This window comes from Brevundimonas basaltis, assembly GCF_014202075.1.
GTDB lineage: Bacteria > Pseudomonadota > Alphaproteobacteria > Caulobacterales > Caulobacteraceae > Brevundimonas > Brevundimonas basaltis.
This window is the reverse complement of record NZ_JACHFZ010000002.1, coordinates 605207-623027: the sequence shown is the minus strand read 5'-3', so window position 1 is coordinate 623027 and position 17821 is coordinate 605207. Positions and strand designations below refer to the sequence as shown.

19 protein-coding genes are annotated in these 17821 nt (G+C 68.7%); 11 read left to right on the top strand and 8 right to left on the bottom strand.

Annotated features, from left to right (window positions below; all coding sequences use genetic code 11):
• Positions 1-292 precede the first annotated feature (292 nt).
• Both HNQ67_RS07575 and HNQ67_RS07570 read right to left on the bottom strand, forming a co-directional pair.
• Positions 293-1645, bottom strand: coding sequence for an amidohydrolase family protein (locus HNQ67_RS07575; protein ID WP_183253957.1), 1353 nt, complete (start codon positions 1643-1645; stop codon positions 293-295).
• Positions 1645-3129 (bottom strand): amidohydrolase, encoded by a 1485-nt coding sequence (locus HNQ67_RS07570; protein ID WP_183253955.1) that lies wholly within the window; start codon positions 3127-3129, stop codon positions 1645-1647. Before HNQ67_RS07570 ends, HNQ67_RS07575 begins: the two co-directional genes overlap by 1 nt.
• Positions 3130-3338: 209 nt before the next feature.
• Here HNQ67_RS07570 and HNQ67_RS07565 point away from each other — a divergent pair, with 209 nt between their 5' ends.
• The gene (locus HNQ67_RS07565; RefSeq protein WP_183253953.1) at positions 3339-4061 is read left to right on the top strand and encodes a hypothetical protein; all 723 of its coding nucleotides are present in this window, start codon (positions 3339-3341) and stop codon (positions 4059-4061) included.
• Positions 4062-4202: 141 nt separating this feature from the next.
• On the opposite strand, the gene HNQ67_RS07560 is transcribed toward HNQ67_RS07565, so the two are convergent.
• Both HNQ67_RS07560 and HNQ67_RS07555 read right to left on the bottom strand, forming a co-directional pair.
• Positions 4203-5132, bottom strand: a complete 930-nt coding sequence (locus HNQ67_RS07560; RefSeq protein WP_183253951.1) for an electron transfer flavoprotein subunit alpha/FixB family protein — start codon at positions 5130-5132, stop codon at positions 4203-4205.
• On the bottom strand, positions 5132-5896 hold the full coding sequence (locus HNQ67_RS07555; RefSeq protein ID WP_183253949.1) for an electron transfer flavoprotein subunit beta/FixA family protein: 765 nt from the start codon (positions 5894-5896) through the stop codon (positions 5132-5134). The genes HNQ67_RS07560 and HNQ67_RS07555 overlap by 1 nt, the downstream gene beginning before the upstream one ends.
• 123 nt (positions 5897-6019) lie before the next feature.
• On the opposite strand from HNQ67_RS07555, the gene HNQ67_RS07550 reads away from it, so the two are divergent.
• Entirely contained in the window at positions 6020-6352 is a 333-nt protein-coding gene (locus HNQ67_RS07550) for a hypothetical protein (RefSeq protein ID WP_183253947.1), read from the top strand.
• Positions 6353-6355: 3 nt separating this feature from the next.
• Here the strand turns inward: HNQ67_RS07550 and HNQ67_RS07545 are convergent, their stop codons facing one another.
• Both HNQ67_RS07545 and HNQ67_RS07540 read right to left on the bottom strand, forming a co-directional pair.
• The gene (locus tag HNQ67_RS07545; protein ID WP_183253945.1) at positions 6356-6928 is read right to left on the bottom strand and encodes a cob(I)yrinic acid a,c-diamide adenosyltransferase; all 573 of its coding nucleotides are present in this window, start codon (positions 6926-6928) and stop codon (positions 6356-6358) included.
• A gap of 4 nt (positions 6929-6932) precedes the next feature.
• Positions 6933-7139 (bottom strand): twin transmembrane helix small protein, encoded by a 207-nt coding sequence (locus HNQ67_RS07540; RefSeq protein WP_183253944.1) that lies wholly within the window; start codon positions 7137-7139, stop codon positions 6933-6935.
• 90 nt (positions 7140-7229) lie between these two features.
• On the opposite strand from HNQ67_RS07540, the gene HNQ67_RS07535 reads away from it, so the two are divergent.
• Positions 7230-8351 (top strand): hypothetical protein, encoded by a 1122-nt coding sequence (locus HNQ67_RS07535; protein WP_183253941.1) that lies wholly within the window; start codon positions 7230-7232, stop codon positions 8349-8351.
• Positions 8352-8408: 57 nt separating this feature from the next.
• Here HNQ67_RS07535 and ahcY read toward each other — a convergent pair whose 3' ends face one another.
• The gene (gene ahcY, locus HNQ67_RS07530) at positions 8409-9800 is read right to left on the bottom strand and encodes an adenosylhomocysteinase (RefSeq protein WP_183253939.1); all 1392 of its coding nucleotides are present in this window, start codon (positions 9798-9800) and stop codon (positions 8409-8411) included.
• 174 nt (positions 9801-9974) lie between these two features.
• Here ahcY and HNQ67_RS07525 point away from each other — a divergent pair, with 174 nt between their 5' ends.
• Genes HNQ67_RS07525 through HNQ67_RS07510 form a run of 4 tightly spaced genes read left to right on the top strand, consistent with a single transcriptional unit; the run spans position 9975 to position 12977 of the window.
• Positions 9975-10910 (top strand): aspartyl protease family protein, encoded by a 936-nt coding sequence (locus HNQ67_RS07525; RefSeq protein ID WP_183253937.1) that lies wholly within the window; start codon positions 9975-9977, stop codon positions 10908-10910.
• 38 nt (positions 10911-10948) lie between these two features.
• Complete coding sequence (gene bioB, locus HNQ67_RS07520) at positions 10949-11947, top strand: biotin synthase BioB (protein WP_183253936.1); 999 nt, start codon at positions 10949-10951, stop codon at positions 11945-11947.
• Entirely contained in the window at positions 11944-12573 is a 630-nt protein-coding gene (locus tag HNQ67_RS07515) for a hypothetical protein (RefSeq protein WP_183253934.1), read from the top strand. Before bioB ends, HNQ67_RS07515 begins: the two co-directional genes overlap by 4 nt.
• A 23-nt stretch (positions 12574-12596) precedes the next feature.
• Positions 12597-12977 carry a Tat pathway signal protein gene (locus HNQ67_RS07510; RefSeq protein ID WP_183253932.1) on the top strand — a complete coding sequence of 127 codons (381 nt, stop codon included), beginning with the start codon at positions 12597-12599 and terminating at the stop codon, positions 12975-12977.
• 149 nt (positions 12978-13126) lie between these two features.
• Here the strand turns inward: HNQ67_RS07510 and HNQ67_RS07505 are convergent, their stop codons facing one another.
• On the bottom strand, positions 13127-14101 hold the full coding sequence (locus HNQ67_RS07505; RefSeq protein WP_183253929.1) for an ABC transporter ATP-binding protein: 975 nt from the start codon (positions 14099-14101) through the stop codon (positions 13127-13129).
• Between the two features lie 149 nt (positions 14102-14250).
• Between HNQ67_RS07505 and HNQ67_RS07500 the strand changes: the two genes are divergently transcribed.
• Genes HNQ67_RS07500 through HNQ67_RS07485 form a run of 4 tightly spaced genes read left to right on the top strand, consistent with a single transcriptional unit; the run spans position 14251 to position 17696 of the window.
• Positions 14251-14505 carry a hypothetical protein gene (locus HNQ67_RS07500; protein ID WP_183253927.1) on the top strand — a complete coding sequence of 85 codons (255 nt, stop codon included), beginning with the start codon at positions 14251-14253 and terminating at the stop codon, positions 14503-14505.
• A gap of 59 nt (positions 14506-14564) precedes the next feature.
• On the top strand, positions 14565-14804 hold the full coding sequence (locus HNQ67_RS07495; protein ID WP_183253925.1) for a zinc-finger domain-containing protein: 240 nt from the start codon (positions 14565-14567) through the stop codon (positions 14802-14804).
• Positions 14805-14847: 43 nt separating this feature from the next.
• The gene (gene cobT / locus HNQ67_RS07490) at positions 14848-16719 is read left to right on the top strand and encodes a cobaltochelatase subunit CobT (RefSeq protein WP_183253923.1); all 1872 of its coding nucleotides are present in this window, start codon (positions 14848-14850) and stop codon (positions 16717-16719) included.
• On the top strand, positions 16716-17696 hold the full coding sequence (locus HNQ67_RS07485) for an esterase-like activity of phytase family protein (protein ID WP_183253921.1): 981 nt from the start codon (positions 16716-16718) through the stop codon (positions 17694-17696). Before cobT ends, HNQ67_RS07485 begins: the two co-directional genes overlap by 4 nt.
• Positions 17697-17821: the final 125 nt, after the last annotated feature.

Here is a 17821-nt window from a genome sequence, read left to right as displayed (position 1 = left end):
CAGGACGCTCGATCACGAACCGGGAGCAAGGAAAACAACGGGTTGGGCGTTTTCGATAGGCGGATTGCACATTAACTTGCAGCGCAGCAATTGCGTGTCCTTCTCCCCGCCGGGGGAGAAGGTGGGCGGCGCAGCCGCTCGGATGAGGGGGGATGTTCGACGCTAGCCTGATGGCAGCCGGTCCGAAGCCGGCTTCCCCCTCATCCGGGCCTCCGGCCCACCTTCTCCCCCGGAGGGGAGAAGGAAGTATGGAGCGAACCGCTAGCCTCGGGATGACGAAGGGTGGGCGGCGTCAGCGCCCGTAGGCCGGGGGCATGGCCCCTTCGCCGCCGGAGGCGTAGCGGTCGCGGAGGAGGAACTGGCGGCTGGTGGGGGCCTGTTCGGCGCCGCCGATGAAGATGGTCTCGGCGTTGCTGAGCGGTTCCAGCGGGTCGCCGGACCAGATCACCACATCGGCCGCCGCGCCGGGGCGCAGCTCGCCGAACTGGCCGGCCATGCCGAAGATGCGGGCCGGATTGACCGTGATCGCCTCGATCGCCGATTCATAGGACAGGCCGTGCGAGACGGCGTTGCCGGCGTTGTAGCGGGTCTCGCGGGCGCGATGGATCGAGCCTTCGTTGCCCTTGATGGCGATGGTCACCCCGGCGGCGTCGAGAACGGCGGCGTTCTGCATCCGGGTGGCGCGGGTCTCGAAATTGCCGGGCAGGTTGGAGATCGGGTTGAGCAGCACCGGCACATTGGCCGCCGCGATCTGATCGGCGACCAGCCAGCCCTCCTCGGCCCCGTCGAGGATGATCTTCACCCCCTCTTCCCGCGCCAGACGCAGCACCTGCTGGATGTCGGCGGCGCGGCGCACGGTGACGATCAGCGGCATGGCGCCGCTGGCGACGGGGATCAGGGCCTCGAGGTCGGCGCGCGACAGCGACAGGTCGCGCAGGCCGGCGCGGTCATAGGCGGCCTTGTTGCGGGCGTAGAGGCGGACCTCGGCCAGGGTTTCCCTGAACTGGGTGAACTGGGCTCCGCGGGCGCCGCCGGCGATCGAGGCGCCGGCCTCGCCGAACGGGGCCACCATGGCCACGCGCGGCTTGACGAGGATGTCGGTTCCCTCGGCGAGGTGGATGATGGCGGCCTGACCGGCGAACAGGCTGGGCGACTGCAGACCGGCCGAGCCGAGGCCGGCGAAGTCCGAGTCGTCATGGGCGTGGCCGCCGCCCCCGCCGCCCGGGTGGTTGGGGACGACGATGGCGCGGGTGATGCCGCCGAGACGGGCCACCGGCAGGGTGAAGGACCACGGATCGAGGCCGTAGCTGACATCGAACGAGGCGCTGATGGTGTTGGCCCCGTTGCGCAGGTCGTTGGTCCCGCTGACGGATGAGACCTCGCCGCCGCCGAGACCGCTGTCGACGGCCACGAAGCCGGGCGCGACCACCTTGCCGCGGGCGTCGATGATCCGGGCGCCCGCGGGGGCGGCGCCGGTTCCGACCGAGACGACGCGGCCGTTGCGGATGACCACAGTGCCGTTCTCGATGACGGAGGTTCCGGTCAGCACCCGGCCGCCGGTGATGGCGGTGAGTTCCTGGGCCAGGGCGGGCGAGGCGATGGCGACCGCCGAAGCGGCGGCGAGGATAAGGCTGCGGATGCGCATCAGCGGGCTCCCTGCGTCACGTTGGCGGCGGAGACGCCGTAGCCGGGCTGGCCGAGTTCGAAGTCGGAGACCGGCTGGTAGGCCGGATTGAAGCGGTCGAAGGCGAGGCCGCCGTCGATGAAGACCTGATCGGCGCGGGCGTAGACGCTGAACGGATTGGCGCTCCAGATGACCACGTCGGCGCGCTTGCCGGCCTCGAGCGAGCCGGTCTGGTCGGCGATGCCGAGCGAGCGGGCCGGGTTGAGGGTGATCCAGCTGATGGCCCGTTCCTCGGAGATGTCCATGCCCATGCGGCGGCCGGCGGCGAGGGCGGCGGCGGCCTCCTGATTGAGGCGCTGGGTCAGTTCGGCGTCGTCGGAGTGGATGACGGCGCAGGAGCCCTCGGGCGCGTCGACGAGGGCGGCGTTGGCCTCGACCGCATCGAGCGCCTCCATCTTGAAGCCCCACCAGCCGGTCCACATGTCGGCGCAGATGCCTTCGCGGGCCAGCAGGGGTGCGACCTTGTAGGCCTCGATGGCGTGGTGGAAGGCGGTGATTTTATAGCCGAATTCCTTGGCGATATCGATCATCACCGCCATTTCGTCGGCGCGGTAGCAGTGGTTCTGGATCAGCACCGAGCCGTCGAGGACGCCGGCGAGGGTTTCCAGTTGCAGGTTGCGGGTCGGGGGCGAGCCCTCGCCGTCGGCGTACCATTTGTCCCATTTGGCCTTGTAGTCGCGGGCGGCGATGAAGGCGGCGCGATAGCCGGCGACATTGCCCATGCCGGTGGCGGGCGAGGAGTTGCGGCCGCCGTAGACGCGGCTGGGGTTCTCGCCGCAGGCCATCTTCAGGCCGTAGGGGGCGCCGGGCATCTTCATGCCCTGCATGGTCACCGAGGGGATGTTGCGGACGGTGACGCCGCGGCCGCCGAACAGATTGGCCGAGCCGGGCAGGATCTGGAGGGTGGTGACGCCGCCGGCGCGGGCGGCGTTGAAGCCGGGGTCCTGGGGCCAGATCGAATGCTCGGCCCAGACCTGGGCGGTGTTGGGATTGGTGGCCTCGTTGCCGTCGCTCATGCCCTGCACGCCGGGCGAGGGATAGACGCCGAGGTGGCTGTGGGTGTCGATCACGCCGGGGGTGACGAAGCGCCCGGCGGCGTCGACGCGGCGGTGGCCGGCGGGGATGGCGGTCGAGGCCGGGCCGACGGCGGCGACCCGGCCGTCGGTGACGATGACCACGCCGTTGTCGATGCGCTGGCCGGCGCCGGTGAACACCGTCCCGCCGACGATGGCCATGTTCTCGCGCGGCAGGCCGCGATAGGTCGAAGGGAAGGGATCGGGGTTGGCGGCGGGGTCAAGGCCGGTGGCCAGCGGCTTGCGGCTGGCGGCGCGGTCGGACGAGCCGTCGGCGCTGGCCGGGCTGTCGCCGCCGGTGGTGGCGCAGGCCGTGAGGGCCACGCAGGCGATGGCGGCGAGGCTGACGCCCCGCAGGCGCTGGAATCTCATTGAAACATCCCCCTGATGCGCCCCGCCGAGAACGGGGGCGCCGGTCGGGAGGGATTACAACGGGCTGCGCGCCGCCACGACAAGGGCGGAAATATTACAAGTCGGTAAGGCGGGTGACCAAGCGCCAGATGGGTCCCCGACAGCTGCCTCCTTTTGGGGCTAGCCGGGCCACGGGTCGGTCATAGATAACACCAAGCCGAGGGGGAGTTATGGCTTCATACACTTTCGAAGCAACAGCGGCAGCAAGGGACGCGGCCTACTTTGCATCGTGGTCGGCGGCTGCAGCATGGGTAATCGGTCTGGCGAGCTTAGCTTTGACCGGGGGCGGTCTCGTCTTTATCTGGCGGCAACTCAAATCGACTGAGCAAGCCGCGAAGGCCGCGGTAGCCAGTGCGCAGGCCGCAAGCGCGGCCGCTGACGCGGCCGCCATCACGAGCCGACCATGGCTCACCCTGTCGATCGAGCGGGTTTTCTTCGGCCTCAGCGATCCCTCAGACCCCACAGCTGTTAGCTGTCAAGTCGACTACATCATCAAAAACATCGGCCAAACGCCAGCGATGCAATGCGGGATAGCTTACGACGTGTTCATCGCGACCGGTCCTGATCAAGCGGACGAAATCAAGGCTCGCCTACTCAGCACTGGGCCACACCATCCCCGGGCATTGTTTCCGGGTGACAGTATAAGACAGGGCATAAGTCAGATTAAACACCTGCCGCGAACTGAAAAGTATGAGTATTTTTCCGTAATAGTAGGAGTTGCCGCGCTATACAAACTTCACGCTGAAGGAGAGTGGAAATACACGATGCAGTTTGGCTCGCTACAGCCCTTCGAGCCGCGCGACCAAGTCACGAAACATTATGGAATTTATCGAAGCATGCCTCGTCAGCAGGCACATTTCTTGGATTCAGCGTTCACCCCGGACCCAACCTAGCCGTCTAAGGGCACCTGAAGACCATCGACGCCTGCGATGATTGAACAGTGCGTTCGTTCACGACAGGAAGCCCGTAAGCCGGGCGAGGTAGGCTTGGCGCGATTTTCCTGTCAGGAGGAGGCGCCCGCACGAGAAGGGGTCCTATCCCAGCGCCGTCATCAGCTCCGGCACCGCCGTCTTGTAATCCGCGACCCAGCCGAAGTCGGCGACCTGGAAGATCGGGGCGTCGGGGTCCTTGTTGATGGCGACGATGATCTTGGAGTCCTTCATCCCGGCGAGGTGCTGGATGGCGCCCGAGATGCCGATGGCGATGTAGAGGCCCGGAGCGACGACCTTGCCGGTCTGGCCGACCTGGTAGTCGTTGGGGGCGTAGCCGGCGTCGACGGCGGCGCGCGAGGCCCCGACGGCGGCGCCCAGCTTGTCGGCCAGCGGGTCCATGACGGCGTGGAATTCCTCGGCCGAGCCGAGGGCGCGGCCGCCGGAGACGACGATCTTCGCGGCGCCGAGTTCCGGACGGTCGGACTTGACCATCTCCTCGGAGACGAAGGCGGCCTTGCCGGCGTCGGCGCCCGCGACGGCCTCGACCGAGGCGGAGCCGCCCTCGCCGGCCGCGTCGAAGGCGGTCGGGCGGACGGTGATGACCTTCTTCGCGTCGGCGGTCTGGATCGTCTCCAGGGCATTGCCGGCGTAGATCGGGCGGGTGAAGGTGTCGTTGGAGACCACCTCGACGATGTCGGAGATGGGGGCGACATCCAGCTTGGCGGCGATGCGCGGCATGTAGTTCTTGCCGTCGGTGGTGGCCGGGGCGAGGACGGCGTCATAGCCGTCGGCGAGCGCGAGGACGGTGGCCTCGACCGCCTCGGCCAGCTGGTGCGACAGGGCGTCGGATTCGGCCAGCAGCACCTTGCGCACGCGGGCGATCTTCGCGGCGGCGTCGGCGGCGGCCCTGGACCCCTGGCCGATGACCAGGACGTCGACGTCGCCCGACAGCTTGAGCGCCGCGGTGACGGTCTTGTGGGTGGTGTCGCGGACGGTATCCCCGTCGCGGTCGGCGATGACGAGAACGGCCATTAGAGGACCCCCGCGGTCTTGAGTTTGGCGACCAGATCGGCCGCGTCGGTGACCTTGACGCCGGCGGAGCGCTTGGGCGGTTCGGTGACCTTCTGCACGGTCAGGCGCGGCGCCGTATCGACGCCGTAGTCGGCGACCGCCTTCATGGCGATCTCCTTCTTCTTGGCCTTCATGATGTTGGGCAGGGAGGCGTAGCGCGGGGTGTTGAGGCGCAGGTCGACGGTGACCACGGCCGGCAGGGTCGCGGCCAGGGTCTGCAGGCCGCCATCGACTTCACGCGTCACGGTCGCCTTGCCGCCCTCGATGACCAGTTTCCCGGCGAAGGTGGCCTGGGGCCAGTCGAGCAGGGCGGCCAGCATCTGGCCGACCGCGTTGTTGTCGCCGTCGATCGACTGTTTGCCCATCAGGATCAGGTCGGGCTTCTCCTCGTCGACCACCGCCTTGAGCAGTTTGGCGACGGCGAGGGGCTCGAGGTCGGTGTCGGACTGGATCAGCAGGCCGCGGTCGGCGCCCATGGCCAGGGCGGTGCGGATGGTTTCCTGCGCCTGCTGGACGCCGATGGAGACGACCACGATCTCGTCGGCCGTGCCGGCGGCGTGGTGTTCCTTGCCTTCCTTGAGCCGGACCGCTTCCTCGACGGCGATTTCGTCGAACGGGTTCATGCTCATCTTGACGTTAGCCAGATCGACGCCGGTCTGGTCCGCCTTGACGCGGGCCTTGACGTTATAGTCGATCACCCGTTTGACGGGGACGAGTACCTTCATTGCGCTGTCCATCAGATCGCCGGAATGTGGGGGCAGGGAATGGAACGCCCGCCCCGGCCTGTCAACGTAACGCGGCGTCAACGGGGCCGTTGCCCCGCGCCTGAGCCAGAACGGAAGTCTTCGATGCACCGCCTGCTGACCATGAAGCGACTGAGCGTGATCTTCCTGGCCACCTTCGCGGTGCTGCTGGGCGGGGTGTTCGCCTACCGGACGCTGGTCATCGCGCCCGAGGAGCGGTGCGAGGCGGGCGGACGCTGGTGGGACCGGGAGACGGAGATCTGCGCCACGCCGGTCTCGATCGCCGAGATCACGGGCCGGCCGGCGGGCCAGACCCGGGCCGAGGCCTCGGCGGCCAAGAACCGCGAACTGGTGGCGATCGAGGATGGGCTGCGGGCCCAGAAGGCGGCGCGGGACGCGGACGCCGACCGGCAGCGGGCGGCGCTGGCGAACCAGTAGGGCTCAGCGGGTCGCGCCGGGGATCCACTTCACATCGTCGGCCCCGTGGCCATTGGCGCGACGGGCGGCGACGAACAGGTGGTCGGACAGGCGATTGAGATAGCGGAGCGCCGCCGGCGACAGCTCGCGGCCGGCCTCGACGGCGCGAATGGCGTCGCGCTCGGCGCGGCGGCAGACGGTGCGGGCCAGATGCAGGTGGGCCGAGAGCGGCGAGCCGCCGGGCAGGATGAAGCTGTCCAGCGGCTTCTGACACTCGTTCATCCAGTCGATCTCGGATTCGAGCCGTTCGACCTGGCGGTCGACGATGCGCAGGGCCTCCCATTTGGGGGCAGGGTCGTGTGGGGTGGCCAGATCGGCGCCGAGGTCGAACAGCTCGTTCTGGATGCGGCCGAGCATGGCGTCGATGCGGTCGTTCTGACCCGAGTGCAGCCGGGCGACCCCGATCACGGCGTTCAGCTCGTCGACGGCGCCGTAGGCTTCGACCCGGGGATCGGTCTTGGACACCGGCGCGCCGGAGGCGAGGCGGGTGTCGCCGCCGTCGCCGGTCTTCGTGTAGATGCGGTTGAGTACGACCATGAGCTCAGCCTCCGTGCGTCGATTTCCACCACATGGCGACGACCAGCAGCACCACGGCCAGGGCCTGCAGCGCGACCCTGAGGCGCATCAGCTTGTTGGAGCGCGAGCGCGCCTCCGGCCCGGTCTTGTAGAGCGAGCGAATACCGAAGCCGAGGGTGACGGCGACCGCCCCGATGGCGACGAAGACGAGGATGTCGAATACGGTTCCCATGGCGGGGTTCTAGGCCCCGGTCCGGCGCGACGCCAGCCGGGGCTAAGCCGTTGGTCATGTTTTGGTGCTTGGATGCGCCTGAGAGGGCCGATGACAGACCGCGCGATCCGCAACCTGGCACACCTGCGTCGTACGGCGTCGACCGCCCGCGTCCTGAACCTGCACATGGTCTACGAGGATCACGGGTTTGACCCGGACTGGATGGCCAGTCCGCTGTTCCATACGTCGACGCTTAATCGCGCCCTGATCATCAAGCACCGCCTGCGTCGCAACGAGCTCGACGCCTTCCGGCCGCGCCGCCAGGTCGCGACCAAGATCGTCATACCGTTCGACTCCACCGACCTGAAGAGCGGCGGCCGGTACATCTTTGTGGGCCAGCAAAGTTTCGAGCGAATGATGCGCACGGCGTTCGGGATCGAAAGGGGGCACCCCGACATGGCGACCCTGAAACTGATCGACGCCCTGCCCTCGCTGGACCCCTTCCTGCTGCGCGAACAGTTACGGCGGAGCGGCATCGAGCCCGCCCCCTGCTATTTCTCGATCAGCGAGCACGATCTGACCCAGATGTTGCAATTCGTCGAGGGCGAGGTTCGCCCGCTGGTCACGCTCAGCCTCGGCGGAGGAACCGACCCCAGCGAGTCGATCCGCCGACTGGCCGACAAAATTCTCTCAAACACCCCCGGTGACCGGATGGAAGAGCTGCAGCAGACCCTGCAGCTGAGGCCGGAGGAGTATCAGGAGGGCATCTTCTGCTGGAAGGGCTTCCTCTATTACAAATGGGTGCTCGCCAAACTCACCGGCGACGTCCACAGCGTGGCCGCCGCGGTCCGGACCATCAAGCCGATCGGCATCCAGGACCGCACCGCGCGCGATTATCTGGACCGCAGTCGCCAAGTTCTCGGGGACCGCATCCTTGCGGTCTGCGAGGATGCGGCCCGCACCCTGCGCATATATGACGACGCCTATGCGGAACTGACGCTCGACGCTCGACCCGGCGGCTTTCGCGACTTTCTGCTCCGGGCGCCGCGCCTGTTCACGTCGCTGGGCGAGCAACTGGGCGCCGTCCAGCACGTGGTCAGCTTCTGGCAGTTCCGTTTCGGCCCCGGCGCTCCGCCGGTCGGCGTCGAGGAGTTGATCGACGTGTTCATGGATTTCGAAACCGGCCTGGCCGGACGCACCGAGGACTCCGACGTTTACGTCCTGGTGGCCTGAAACGACAGAGGCCGGGCGCGCAAGCGCCCGGCCCCGCATGCTGTCCGGCCAGATGGCTCAGTAGCGGTAGTGGTCCGGCTTGAACGGGCCCTCGACCGGCACGGAAATGTAGTCGGCCTGTTCCGGCTTGAGCGTGGTCAGCTTGGCGCCCAGTTTGCCGAGGTGGAGCATGGCGACCTTTTCGTCGAGGTGCTTCGGCAGAACATAGACCTGGTTCTGGTACTGGGCCCTGTTCGTCCACAGCTCGATCTGGGCCAGGGTCTGGTTGGTGAAGCTGGCGCTCATCACGAAGGACGGGTGGCCGGTGGCGTTGCCGAGGTTCACCAGACGGCCCTTCGAAAGCAGGATGATCTTCTTGCCGTCCGGGAATTCGACGTGGTCGACCTGGGGCTTGATCTCGTCCCACTTCATGTTCTTCAGGCCGGCGACCTGGATCTCGCTGTCGAAGTGACCGATGTTGCAGACGATGGCGTTGTTCTTCATCGCCCGCATGTGCTCGACGGTGATGACATCCTTGTTGCCGGTGGCGGTGACGAAGATGTCGGCGTCGGAGGCGGCGTCCTCGAGGGTCACGACCTCATAGCCTTCCATCGCGGCCTGCAGGGCGCAGATCGGATCGATCTCGGTGACCTTCACCCGGGCGCCGCCCTGGCGCAGCGAGGCGGCCGAGCCCTTGCCCACGTCGCCGTAGCCGCAGACCACGGCAACCTTGCCGGACAGCATGACGTCGGTGCCGCGGCGGATGGCGTCGACCAGCGATTCCCGGCAGCCGTAGAGGTTGTCGAACTTGGACTTGGTGACGCTGTCGTTGACGTTGATGGCGGGGAACGGCAGCTCGCCGCGCTCGGCCATCTGATACAGGCGGTGGACGCCGGTAGTGGTCTCTTCCGACACGCCGCCGATGGCGTCGCGGATGGCCGAATAGAAGCCGGGCTTCTCTTTCAGATACCGCTTCATCACGGCGTAGAGGGCTTCCTCCTCCTCGTTCTCGGGCTTGTCGAGGACCGAGGGGTCCTTCTCGGCCTTGGGACCGAGCACGCACAGCAGGGTGGCGTCGCCGCCGTCGTCGAGGATCAGGTTCGGATAGCCGCCGTCGGCCCATTCGAAGATCTTGTGGGCGTAGTCCCAGTACTCCTCGAGGGTCTCACCCTTGACCGCGAACACCGGCGTTCCGGCGGCGGCGATGGCGGCCGCGGCGTGGTCCTGGGTCGAGAAAATGTTGCACGAAGCCCAGCGGACCTCGGCGCCGAGGGCCTCCAGCGTCTGGATCAGCACCGCCGTCTGGATGGTCATGTGCAGGGAGCCGGCGATGCGGGCGCCCTTCAGCGGCTTGTCCTTGCCGAACTCGGAGCGCAGCGCCATCAGGCCTGGCATTTCGGTTTCGGCGATGGCGATTTCCTTGTCGCCGTAGGCGGCGAGGGAGATGTCGCGGACGATGTAGTCGGTCATGAAGGCCTCTGGCTGAAGTCTGGGCGCGTATTCGAACGGGCGCCGCTATAGCCCGGCGTTCGCCGGGGAGCAATGAACATATAAGGATATCCTTATATGAAGCTTCGGACAGAATCCCGTCTTGTGGTCGCGGACCGGCGGTTTCCGTGCCACGCTGCCCACGGGAGGAGCGTGATGACGGTGATCGGACTGAGCCGCCGCGTCCTGGGCGGCGCCCTGCTGGGGGCGATGGCCACGCCGGGTCTCGTCCTGACGCAAGAGACGCAGATCGACGAGTTTCGCGCCGACCAGACCACCGACCGCGTCCATCGCTCGACCGTGCCGGTGTTCCTCAACGGCCAGGGACCGTTGCGTTTCGCTGTCGATACGGCGGCCAGCGCCTCGGTGGTCGCCGCCGATCTGGTGGGTCCGTTGAACATCGCCCCGGCGGGCGAACTTGACATGCATACGGTGATCGGAATGGAGCGGGTGCCGGCGGTGCGGGCGGACACCCTGTCGAGCGGCTCCCTCTCGGCCGACCAGGTGCGGCTGGCGGTGGGAACCCGGCCCGGACTGATCGGCCTGGACGGCCTGCTGGGGCTCGATATGCTGGCAGACCAACGGCTGATCATGCGCTTTCGCGGCCCCGGACGTTCATCCATCAACCGTTCGCGACCCGATCCCGACAGATTCCTCGGCGCGGTGCGGCCGCGGGTCCGCTTTCAGCCCCCAAGCGGGGGCGGCGTGGACCTGATGGTCCTCAATGCGCTTGTGCGGGGCCAGGCCGTCCAGGCCATCGTCGATACCGGCGCCCAGGTCAGTTTGATCAACCCCGCCCTGGCCGAGGCCGCCGGCGCCCGACCCTTTGAGAGCCGTTCGGGCTCGGTCGGGACCCTGCTGGTGCAGTCACCGACCGGCCGGGCCTTGCCGGCCCAGGCCATGGTGGTGTCGGCGGTGCATTTCGACGAGCTGGTGCTGGACCGGCTGGCCGTGCTGATGGGGGATTTCCACATCTTCCGCCTGCTCGGACTGGCGGACACGCCGGCCATGCTGATGGGGGTCGACGTTCTGGGCGTGTTCGACCGGGTGGTGATCGACCTGAAGCGCGGCGAGATCATCATGGACATTTGAGGGTTGCCCGGCGCCGCACCCTGCGTCAGGGAAACGGCATGACCGCTGACCTTTCGAACCCCCGCCACGACTGGACGCTCGACGAGGTCGAGGTGCTGTTCGCCCGACCGTTTATGGAACTCGTGTTCGAAGCGGCGACGGTGCACCGGCGCTGGTTCGATCCGTCCGAGGTGCAGAAGAGCCAGTTGCTGTCGATCAAGACCGGCGGCTGCGCCGAGAACTGCGGCTACTGCTCGCAGTCGGCCAGTTTCCAGACCGGGCTGAAGGCGGAGAAGCTGATGGACGCCACGGCGGTGCTGGCCGAAGCCATGGCGGCGAAGGCGGGCGGGGCCAGCCGTTTCTGCATGGGGGCAGCCTGGCGCGAACTGAAGGACCGCGACACGCCGAAGCTGGCGACCATGATCGCGGGGGTGAAGGCGCTGGGTCTGGAGACCTGCGCGACGCTGGGCATGCTGACGGCCGATCAGGCCCGGCAGCTGAAGGCGGCGGGGCTCGATTACTACAATCACAACCTCGATACGGGGCCGGAGTATTACGCCGAGGTGGTGACCACCCGAACCTATCAGGACCGGCTGGATACCCTGGCGCATGTGCGGGAGGCCGGGATGGCGACCTGCTGCGGCGGCATCGTCGGCATGGGCGAGGCGCGGCGCGACCGGGCCAGCCTGCTGCACGCGCTGGCCACCCTGCCGGAGCATCCCGACAGCCTGCCGGTCAATGCGCTGGTGCCGGTCACCGGCACGCCGCTGGGCGAGCGCATGCTGGCGGAGGGGCAGATCGACCCGATCGAGTTCGTGCGTACGGTCGCGGTGGCGCGGCTGGTTTGTCCGAAGGCCATGGTGCGGCTCTCGGCCGGGCGGGAGACGATGAGCCCGGAGATGCAGGCGCTGTGCTTCCTCGCCGGGGCCAATTCGATCTTCGTCGGCGGCAGGCTGCTCACCACGCCGAATCCGGAACAGGATGAGGACGCGGCCCTGTTCGCCCTGCTGGACCTGAAGCCGATGGAGCCGAAGGCGTCGGTGGAAGCGGCGGCGTGAGGACGCTGCGGGGCGTCTGCCTTGCCGTGCTGTCGGCCGTCGCGGCCTGTTCGCCGACGCCATCGACGGAGGCGCCGCCGGTGACGGGGTCGACCCCGCTGGGGATCCGGCCCGGGACCATCCCGTCGCCGAGCGGGGCCATGAACGTGATCTACGGCGGCGAGGCCGATCCGACCCTGCGGCTGAGCGCCGGTTTCCTGAGGCGCAGCGTGGTCGGAACGGTGGAGACCCCGGCCCGCCTGTCGTGGTCGCCCGATTCCCGACGGTTCTATGTCAACGACCCGGGAGGCGCCTTCCGGCTCTGGACGGTGAACGCCCGGGCGCAGGCTGTCGAAAGCCGGACGATCAGGGACGCGGCCATCGCGGAACTGGAGCGGCGAAACGGTTGCGACAGCGTTCCGGAAGGAGAGGTGGCGACGAGCGGCATGGGTTGGTCGCCGGACGGGTCGCACGTCTATGTGCGGGCCGCGGTGCGCTGTCAGACGGGCGGCTGCCTCTGGACCGGCGTGAACGACGTGGTGGTGGTCTCGGACGTTGCAACCGGCGATCTGGTCGAGACCCTGGAGCGAGACCCGGCGCGGCGCCGCTGGCCGACCCTGTCCTGGGGCTCCGTAACCGCGCCTTAAGCGGCGCGTGCCAGCATCGCGGCATGGATCGTCGCGCCCTGCTCGGACTGAAGGACAACGCCCGCAAGACCGCGGGCGGCGGAGGCGGTGGCGCGCCGCAGCCCAGCTACATACGGCTGCCGACCATCACCACCAATGTGATGCGCTCGGGCGGGCGGCGCGGGGTGATGACCGTCGAGACCGGGCTGGACACGCCCGACGCGGCTCTGCGCACGCGGGTCGCGCAGTCGGCGCCGCGGCTGACGGCGGCCTATGCGGTGGTGGTGCAGCAGTCGGCCAACATGCTGTTGCCCGGCGCCCCGCCGGACCTGGAACGGCTGGTGGCGCAGCTTCAGGCGGCGACGGACCGGACGCTGGGTCGGGCCGGGGCGCGGCTGCTGATCGGGACGGTGATGGTCGTTTAGGGCTTAGGGCTTAGGGCTTGGGGCTTGGGGCTTGGGGCTTGGGGCTTAGGGCTTAGGACTTAGGGCTTAGGGCTTAGGTTTCAGAGCACCAGACGGCTTCGGCAGGACACCAGATCGCTCCCTAAGCCCTAAGACCTAAGCCCCAAGCCCTAGTCCTGCGTCGGATCGCCCTGCGCTGCGTCGCCGTAGGTCAGGGCCAGGAAGACGTCTTCGAGGTCCGGGTCCTCGGTCGAGATGTCGGCGATGGTGACGCCGGCGGCGCGGACGGCGGCGAGGACCTGCTCCACCGAGGACTGGCCCTTGCGGTAGGTGACGGCGAAGGCGCCGTTCGGGCGGGCCGTGACCTCGAAACCGCTGAGCGTCGGCGGGCCGGTCAACTCATGCTCGGGCGTGACGATGACGTTGCGGGTGTCGAGGCGGCGGAGCAGCTGGGGCGTCGGCTCGCAGGCCACCACCTGTCCGCGGTTCATGATGGCGATGGTCTCGCAGAGCTCCTGCGCCTCCTCGAGATAGTGGGTGGTCAGCAGGATGGTGACGCCCTCGGCGTTGATGCGGCGGACATAGTCCCAGAGCTGGCGACGCAGCTCGACGTCGACGCCGGCGGTGGGCTCGTCGAGGATCAGGATCGGCGGATTGTGCACCAGCGCCTTGGCCACCATCAGGCGGCGCTTCATGCCGCCGGACAGGGCGCGGACATAGGCGTGGGCCTTGTCGCTGAGACCGAGGGCGGCGAGCAGTTCGTCCGAGCGGCGCTCGTCGGCGGGGACGCCGTAGAAGCCGGCCTGGACCTCGAGCGCCTCGCGCGGGGTGAAGAAGACGTCGGCGACGATCTCCTGCGGCACGACGCCGAGGGCGGCGCGGGCGTCGCGCGGCTGTTTGTCGATGTCGCGACCCCAGATGGCGGCCGTGCCGCCGGTCTTGTTGACCACCCCCGCGAGGATGTTGATCAGGGTCGACTTGCCGGCGCCGTTGGGGCCGAGCAGGCCGAACATGGAGCCGCGCGGGATGACCAGATCGACGCCGCGCAGGGCCGTCTTGGGCGGGGCCTTCTTCGATCCGGCGTAGGTCTTCTCCAGTCCGCGGACCTCGATGGCGTTGGCGGGCAGCGGGGCGTGTTCGGTCATCGGCGGCCTTCAGCGGAGCGGTCCGCCTAGGTAGGCGCGCCACCGGCCGGGGCCAAGCCCCACGGCGATCTGTCAATGGTGCTTGACACCCGCGCGCTGAATGTCTAGCGTCCTTGTCATTATGAACAGCTTGCTTGACGGATAAACCTATGTCCCGCACCAAATTGATCGGCTGGAGCGCTTTCGGAGTTTGCCTGCTGGGCTATGGCGGCGCCGTGGCCGCGGCGGTGTTGATGAAGACCGGCCGTCTGGAGATGCACGAAGCCCTGCTGTGGGGCGGGCCGGCGGCCATCGTCGGCGAGATCGGCCTGTGGGTGGCTGCCGCCACGCTCGGCTGGACCATCTTCAAGCGGCGCAAGGCGCTGATCGACCGCCTGTTCGGGCGCAAGCCGCGCGAGGTTTGACGGGCGCGGCGGGCCCGCCTAGGGAAACGCCGACGCGCCCTCCCAGCCCAAGGTCGATCATGCCGCCCCGCCATCCCGATGCCATCATCCCGCCGCCGGAAGAGATCGTGGTCTCGACCAAACGCGTGGCGTGCGACGGCGGCGGCGGCGCCCTGGGCCATCCGCTGGTCTATATGGATATGGGCGACGACGACTTCGTCGAGTGCGCCTATTGCGACCGGCGCTTCGTGCTGTCGGCCCAGCCCAGGCCCGAGAGCGAATATTTCAGCCCCGCCGCGCGTCCGCCCGAGGCGCACTGAGGCGCCGCTTTCCAGCGGACCACGGACAGGCTAACCGGACGCCATGGCTTCCGCCGAAACTCCCGCCGAAATCTTCAAGCGCGCGCTGGCCCATGCCGCGCGGGCGCTGGCGGAGCAGTCCGAGCTGGAGGTGACCTTCGGGTCCGACGGACCGAAGCTGGCCGGCGGGGTCCTGACCCTGCCCCACCCGCCGCGCGATCCCGGCGGACCGGAGAGCGCGGCCCTGCGCGGGCAGGCCGACCGGCTGGCGCTGCGGCTGGCCAACCACGACGAGGGGCTGCACGCCCGGCTGCGACCGTCCGACAGCCAGGCCGCCGACGTGTTCGAGGCGGTCGAGCAGGCACGTGTCGAGGCGGTGGGTTCGCGGTCTCTGGCCGGCGTCCGGGCCAATCTCGGGGCCGCCCTGCTGACGCGGCTGGAACGGACCGGGGCGTTGCGGGCGACGGAGGCTGAGCGCGTTCCGGCCGCCGAGGCGGTGGCCCTGCTGGTGCGGGAACGGCTGACCGGCCAACGCGCGCCGGACGGAGCGGGCGCCATGCTCGATCTGGTGCGGGCCGATCTGGAGAACCGCGCGGGCCGCAAGATCGACGCCCTCGCCGAGGTCGCGGACGACCAGACCGCCTTCGCGGCGCGGCTGAAGGATGTGCTGCGGGCGCTGGACCTCGATCCCGGCGACGGGCGCGGCGACGACACGTCGGATGACAAGGGCGGGGACGAGCCCGATCCGCAGGAGCCGGACGCGGCCGACGATCAGGACGAGGAAGACGACGCCGGCGGCGGCGAAGGCCAGTCGATGGACGGCTCGACCGACGACCAGACCGCCGGCGACGAGCGCGACAGCCGCCCCGACGGCGCGCCCGCGGAGCCGGACGGCGAAGCCTCGGACGAGGGCCCGGAGCTGAACGACGGGGCCCTGCCCAACCGGCAGGAGGTCGGCGACGACGGGCGGCCGGTCGACGCCTACCGGGTGTTCACCACGACCCATGACGAGACCATCGACGCCGCGGAGCTGTGCGATCCGAACGAGCTGGAGCGGCTGAGGTCGCTGCTGGATCAGCAGCTGACGGCGCTGTCGTCGGTGGTGGCGCGGCTGGCCAACAAGCTGCAACGGCGATTGATGGCGCAGCAGAACCGCAGTTGGGCCTTCGATCTCGAGGAAGGCGTGCTGGATACGGCCCGCCTGACCCGGATCATCACCGACCCGACCAGCCCGCTGAGCTTCAAGGCCGAGAGCGAAAGCCCGTTCCGCGATACGGTGGTGACCCTGTTGCTGGACAATTCCGGCTCGATGCGCGGGCGGCCGATCATGGTGGCGGCGGTCTGCGCCGACATCCTGGCGCGGACGCTGGAGCGGTGCGGGGTCAAGGTCGAGATCCTCGGCTTCACCACAAGGGCGTGGAAAGGCGGCCAGAGCCGCGAGGCGTGGATCAGCGCCGGCAAGCCGACCCATCCCGGCCGGCTGAACGACCTGCGCCATATCATTTACAAATCCGCGGACGCACCGTGGCGGCGGGCCAAGAAGAACCTCGGCCTGATGATGCGCGAGGGGCTGCTGAAGGAGAACATCGACGGCGAGGCCCTCACCTGGGCGCACGAGCGGCTCAAGGCGCGGCCCGAGGCGCGGCAGATCCTGATGGTCATTTCCGACGGCTCGCCGGTCGACGACTCGACCCAGTCGGCCAATGCGGCCCTTTATCTGGACAAGCACCTGCGGCAGGTGATCGAGGAGATCGAGAGCCGGTCGCCGGTCGAGCTGATCGCCATCGGCATCGGTCACGACGTGACCCGCTGGTATCGCCGCGCCGTGACCATCGTCGACGTCGAACAGCTGGGCGGGGTGATGATCGAAAAGCTGGCGGAGCTGTTCGACAGCGAGCCGAAGGCGGCGCCGAAGCGGCGGCGACGGGCGGCGTGAAACCGGCCCGGTTGGTGGCGGCCGCCGTTGCGGCTGTGTTTCTCACCGGCTGCGCAACGGCAGTCCCCGCCCCGGTCTGGACGGATTCGACCCCGGGCTGGACGGCGGCGGAGGCCGGGGCGAGGCCGGTCGGCCTGGGACTGCCCGGCGGGGCGATGCTGGCGAGGGGCGTGCGTTTCGCCGGCGGGGTCGAACTGGTGCTCGACGCGGAGTCGCCGCTGCACAGCCTGTCAGACCTGAAGATGCTGGACGAGGCCGACTTCGTCTCGGTCAGCGACGCCGGCGATCTGGTGCGCGGGCGGCTGCGGCTCGGGCGGACCGGGCGACTGGTCGGCGTGGAGGCGTTGCGCTTCCGGAGGCTGACGATGCCGGACGGATCGCCGATCACGGACAAGGCGGACGGCGACGCCGAAGGGCTGTTTCTCGACGCCGACGGCGGCCTCGCCGTGTCCTTCGAACGCCGGCACCGGCTGTGGTCCTACGGCCCGCTGGAGGCCCTCGCCGCGCGGCCGAGACCGACGGCCGCTCCCGGGGTCGACTTCCCGCTGAACGACGGCATGGAAGGCATTTCGGCCGCGCCGGGCGGCTGGCGAGTCGCCGGCGAGTCGGGCGGGGTGTGGGACTGCGCGCCCCAAGGTTGCCGGGTGGTGATCGCGCCGCCGGCCGAGCCGATCCCCGACAGCGAATACCGCATTACCGGCATGGATCGCGATCCATCGGGCGACGGCTTCTGGGTCGTCGAGCGCCGCTTCCGTCCGCCGGTGGACGTACGGGGACGGATCAGGCGGATGGCGGCGGACGGGACCCTCGGGCCGGTGCTGGTCGAGCTAAGCCTGCCATCGACGGTCGACAATTTCGAGGGGATCGCCGCGGTGCGGCGCGGCGACGGCGTGCGGCTCTACATTCTTTCGGACGACAACGGCAGCGAGCGGCAAAGGACCTTGTTGCTGGCATTCGATGTGACGTCTGCGGACTGAAGACGCACCTCCAACCGTCATCCTCGGGCTCGACCCGAGGATCAGACGCCGTGGCGGGCTGTGCGGTGGAGATGGCCCTGCGACCCCGGCGCGTGCGTTCTTCGACGGAGCACCGGACGGTCCGA

Excerpts from the sequence above, each read along its gene's own strand:
- HNQ67_RS07535 (WP_183253941.1), top strand. The coding sequence starts at position 7,230 with ATGACAGACCGCGCGATCCGCAACCTGGCACACCTGCGTCGTACGGCG.
- HNQ67_RS07570 (WP_183253955.1), bottom strand. The coding sequence starts at position 3,129 with ATGAGATTCCAGCGCCTGCGGGGCGTCAGCCTCGCCGCCATCGCCTGC.
- cobT (WP_183253923.1), top strand. The coding sequence starts at position 14,848 with ATGGCTTCCGCCGAAACTCCCGCCGAAATCTTCAAGCGCGCGCTGGCC.
- HNQ67_RS07575 (WP_183253957.1), bottom strand. The coding sequence starts at position 1,645 with ATGCGCATCCGCAGCCTTATCCTCGCCGCCGCTTCGGCGGTCGCCATC.
- HNQ67_RS07560 (WP_183253951.1), bottom strand. The coding sequence starts at position 5,132 with ATGGCCGTTCTCGTCATCGCCGACCGCGACGGGGATACCGTCCGCGAC.
- HNQ67_RS07510 (WP_183253932.1), top strand. The coding sequence starts at position 12,597 with ATGGATCGTCGCGCCCTGCTCGGACTGAAGGACAACGCCCGCAAGACC.
- HNQ67_RS07500 (WP_183253927.1), top strand. The coding sequence starts at position 14,251 with ATGTCCCGCACCAAATTGATCGGCTGGAGCGCTTTCGGAGTTTGCCTG.
- HNQ67_RS07495 (WP_183253925.1), top strand. The coding sequence starts at position 14,565 with ATGCCGCCCCGCCATCCCGATGCCATCATCCCGCCGCCGGAAGAGATC.
- bioB (WP_183253936.1), top strand. The coding sequence starts at position 10,949 with ATGACCGCTGACCTTTCGAACCCCCGCCACGACTGGACGCTCGACGAG.
- ahcY (WP_183253939.1), bottom strand. The coding sequence starts at position 9,800 with ATGACCGACTACATCGTCCGCGACATCTCCCTCGCCGCCTACGGCGAC.
- HNQ67_RS07545 (WP_183253945.1), bottom strand. The coding sequence starts at position 6,928 with ATGGTCGTACTCAACCGCATCTACACGAAGACCGGCGACGGCGGCGAC.
- HNQ67_RS07555 (WP_183253949.1), bottom strand. The coding sequence starts at position 5,896 with ATGAAGGTACTCGTCCCCGTCAAACGGGTGATCGACTATAACGTCAAG.
- HNQ67_RS07525 (WP_183253937.1), top strand. The coding sequence starts at position 9,975 with ATGACGGTGATCGGACTGAGCCGCCGCGTCCTGGGCGGCGCCCTGCTG.
- HNQ67_RS07540 (WP_183253944.1), bottom strand. The coding sequence starts at position 7,139 with ATGGGAACCGTATTCGACATCCTCGTCTTCGTCGCCATCGGGGCGGTC.
- HNQ67_RS07565 (WP_183253953.1), top strand. The coding sequence starts at position 3,339 with ATGGCTTCATACACTTTCGAAGCAACAGCGGCAGCAAGGGACGCGGCC.
- HNQ67_RS07505 (WP_183253929.1), bottom strand. The coding sequence starts at position 14,101 with ATGACCGAACACGCCCCGCTGCCCGCCAACGCCATCGAGGTCCGCGGA.
- HNQ67_RS07550 (WP_183253947.1), top strand. The coding sequence starts at position 6,020 with ATGCACCGCCTGCTGACCATGAAGCGACTGAGCGTGATCTTCCTGGCC.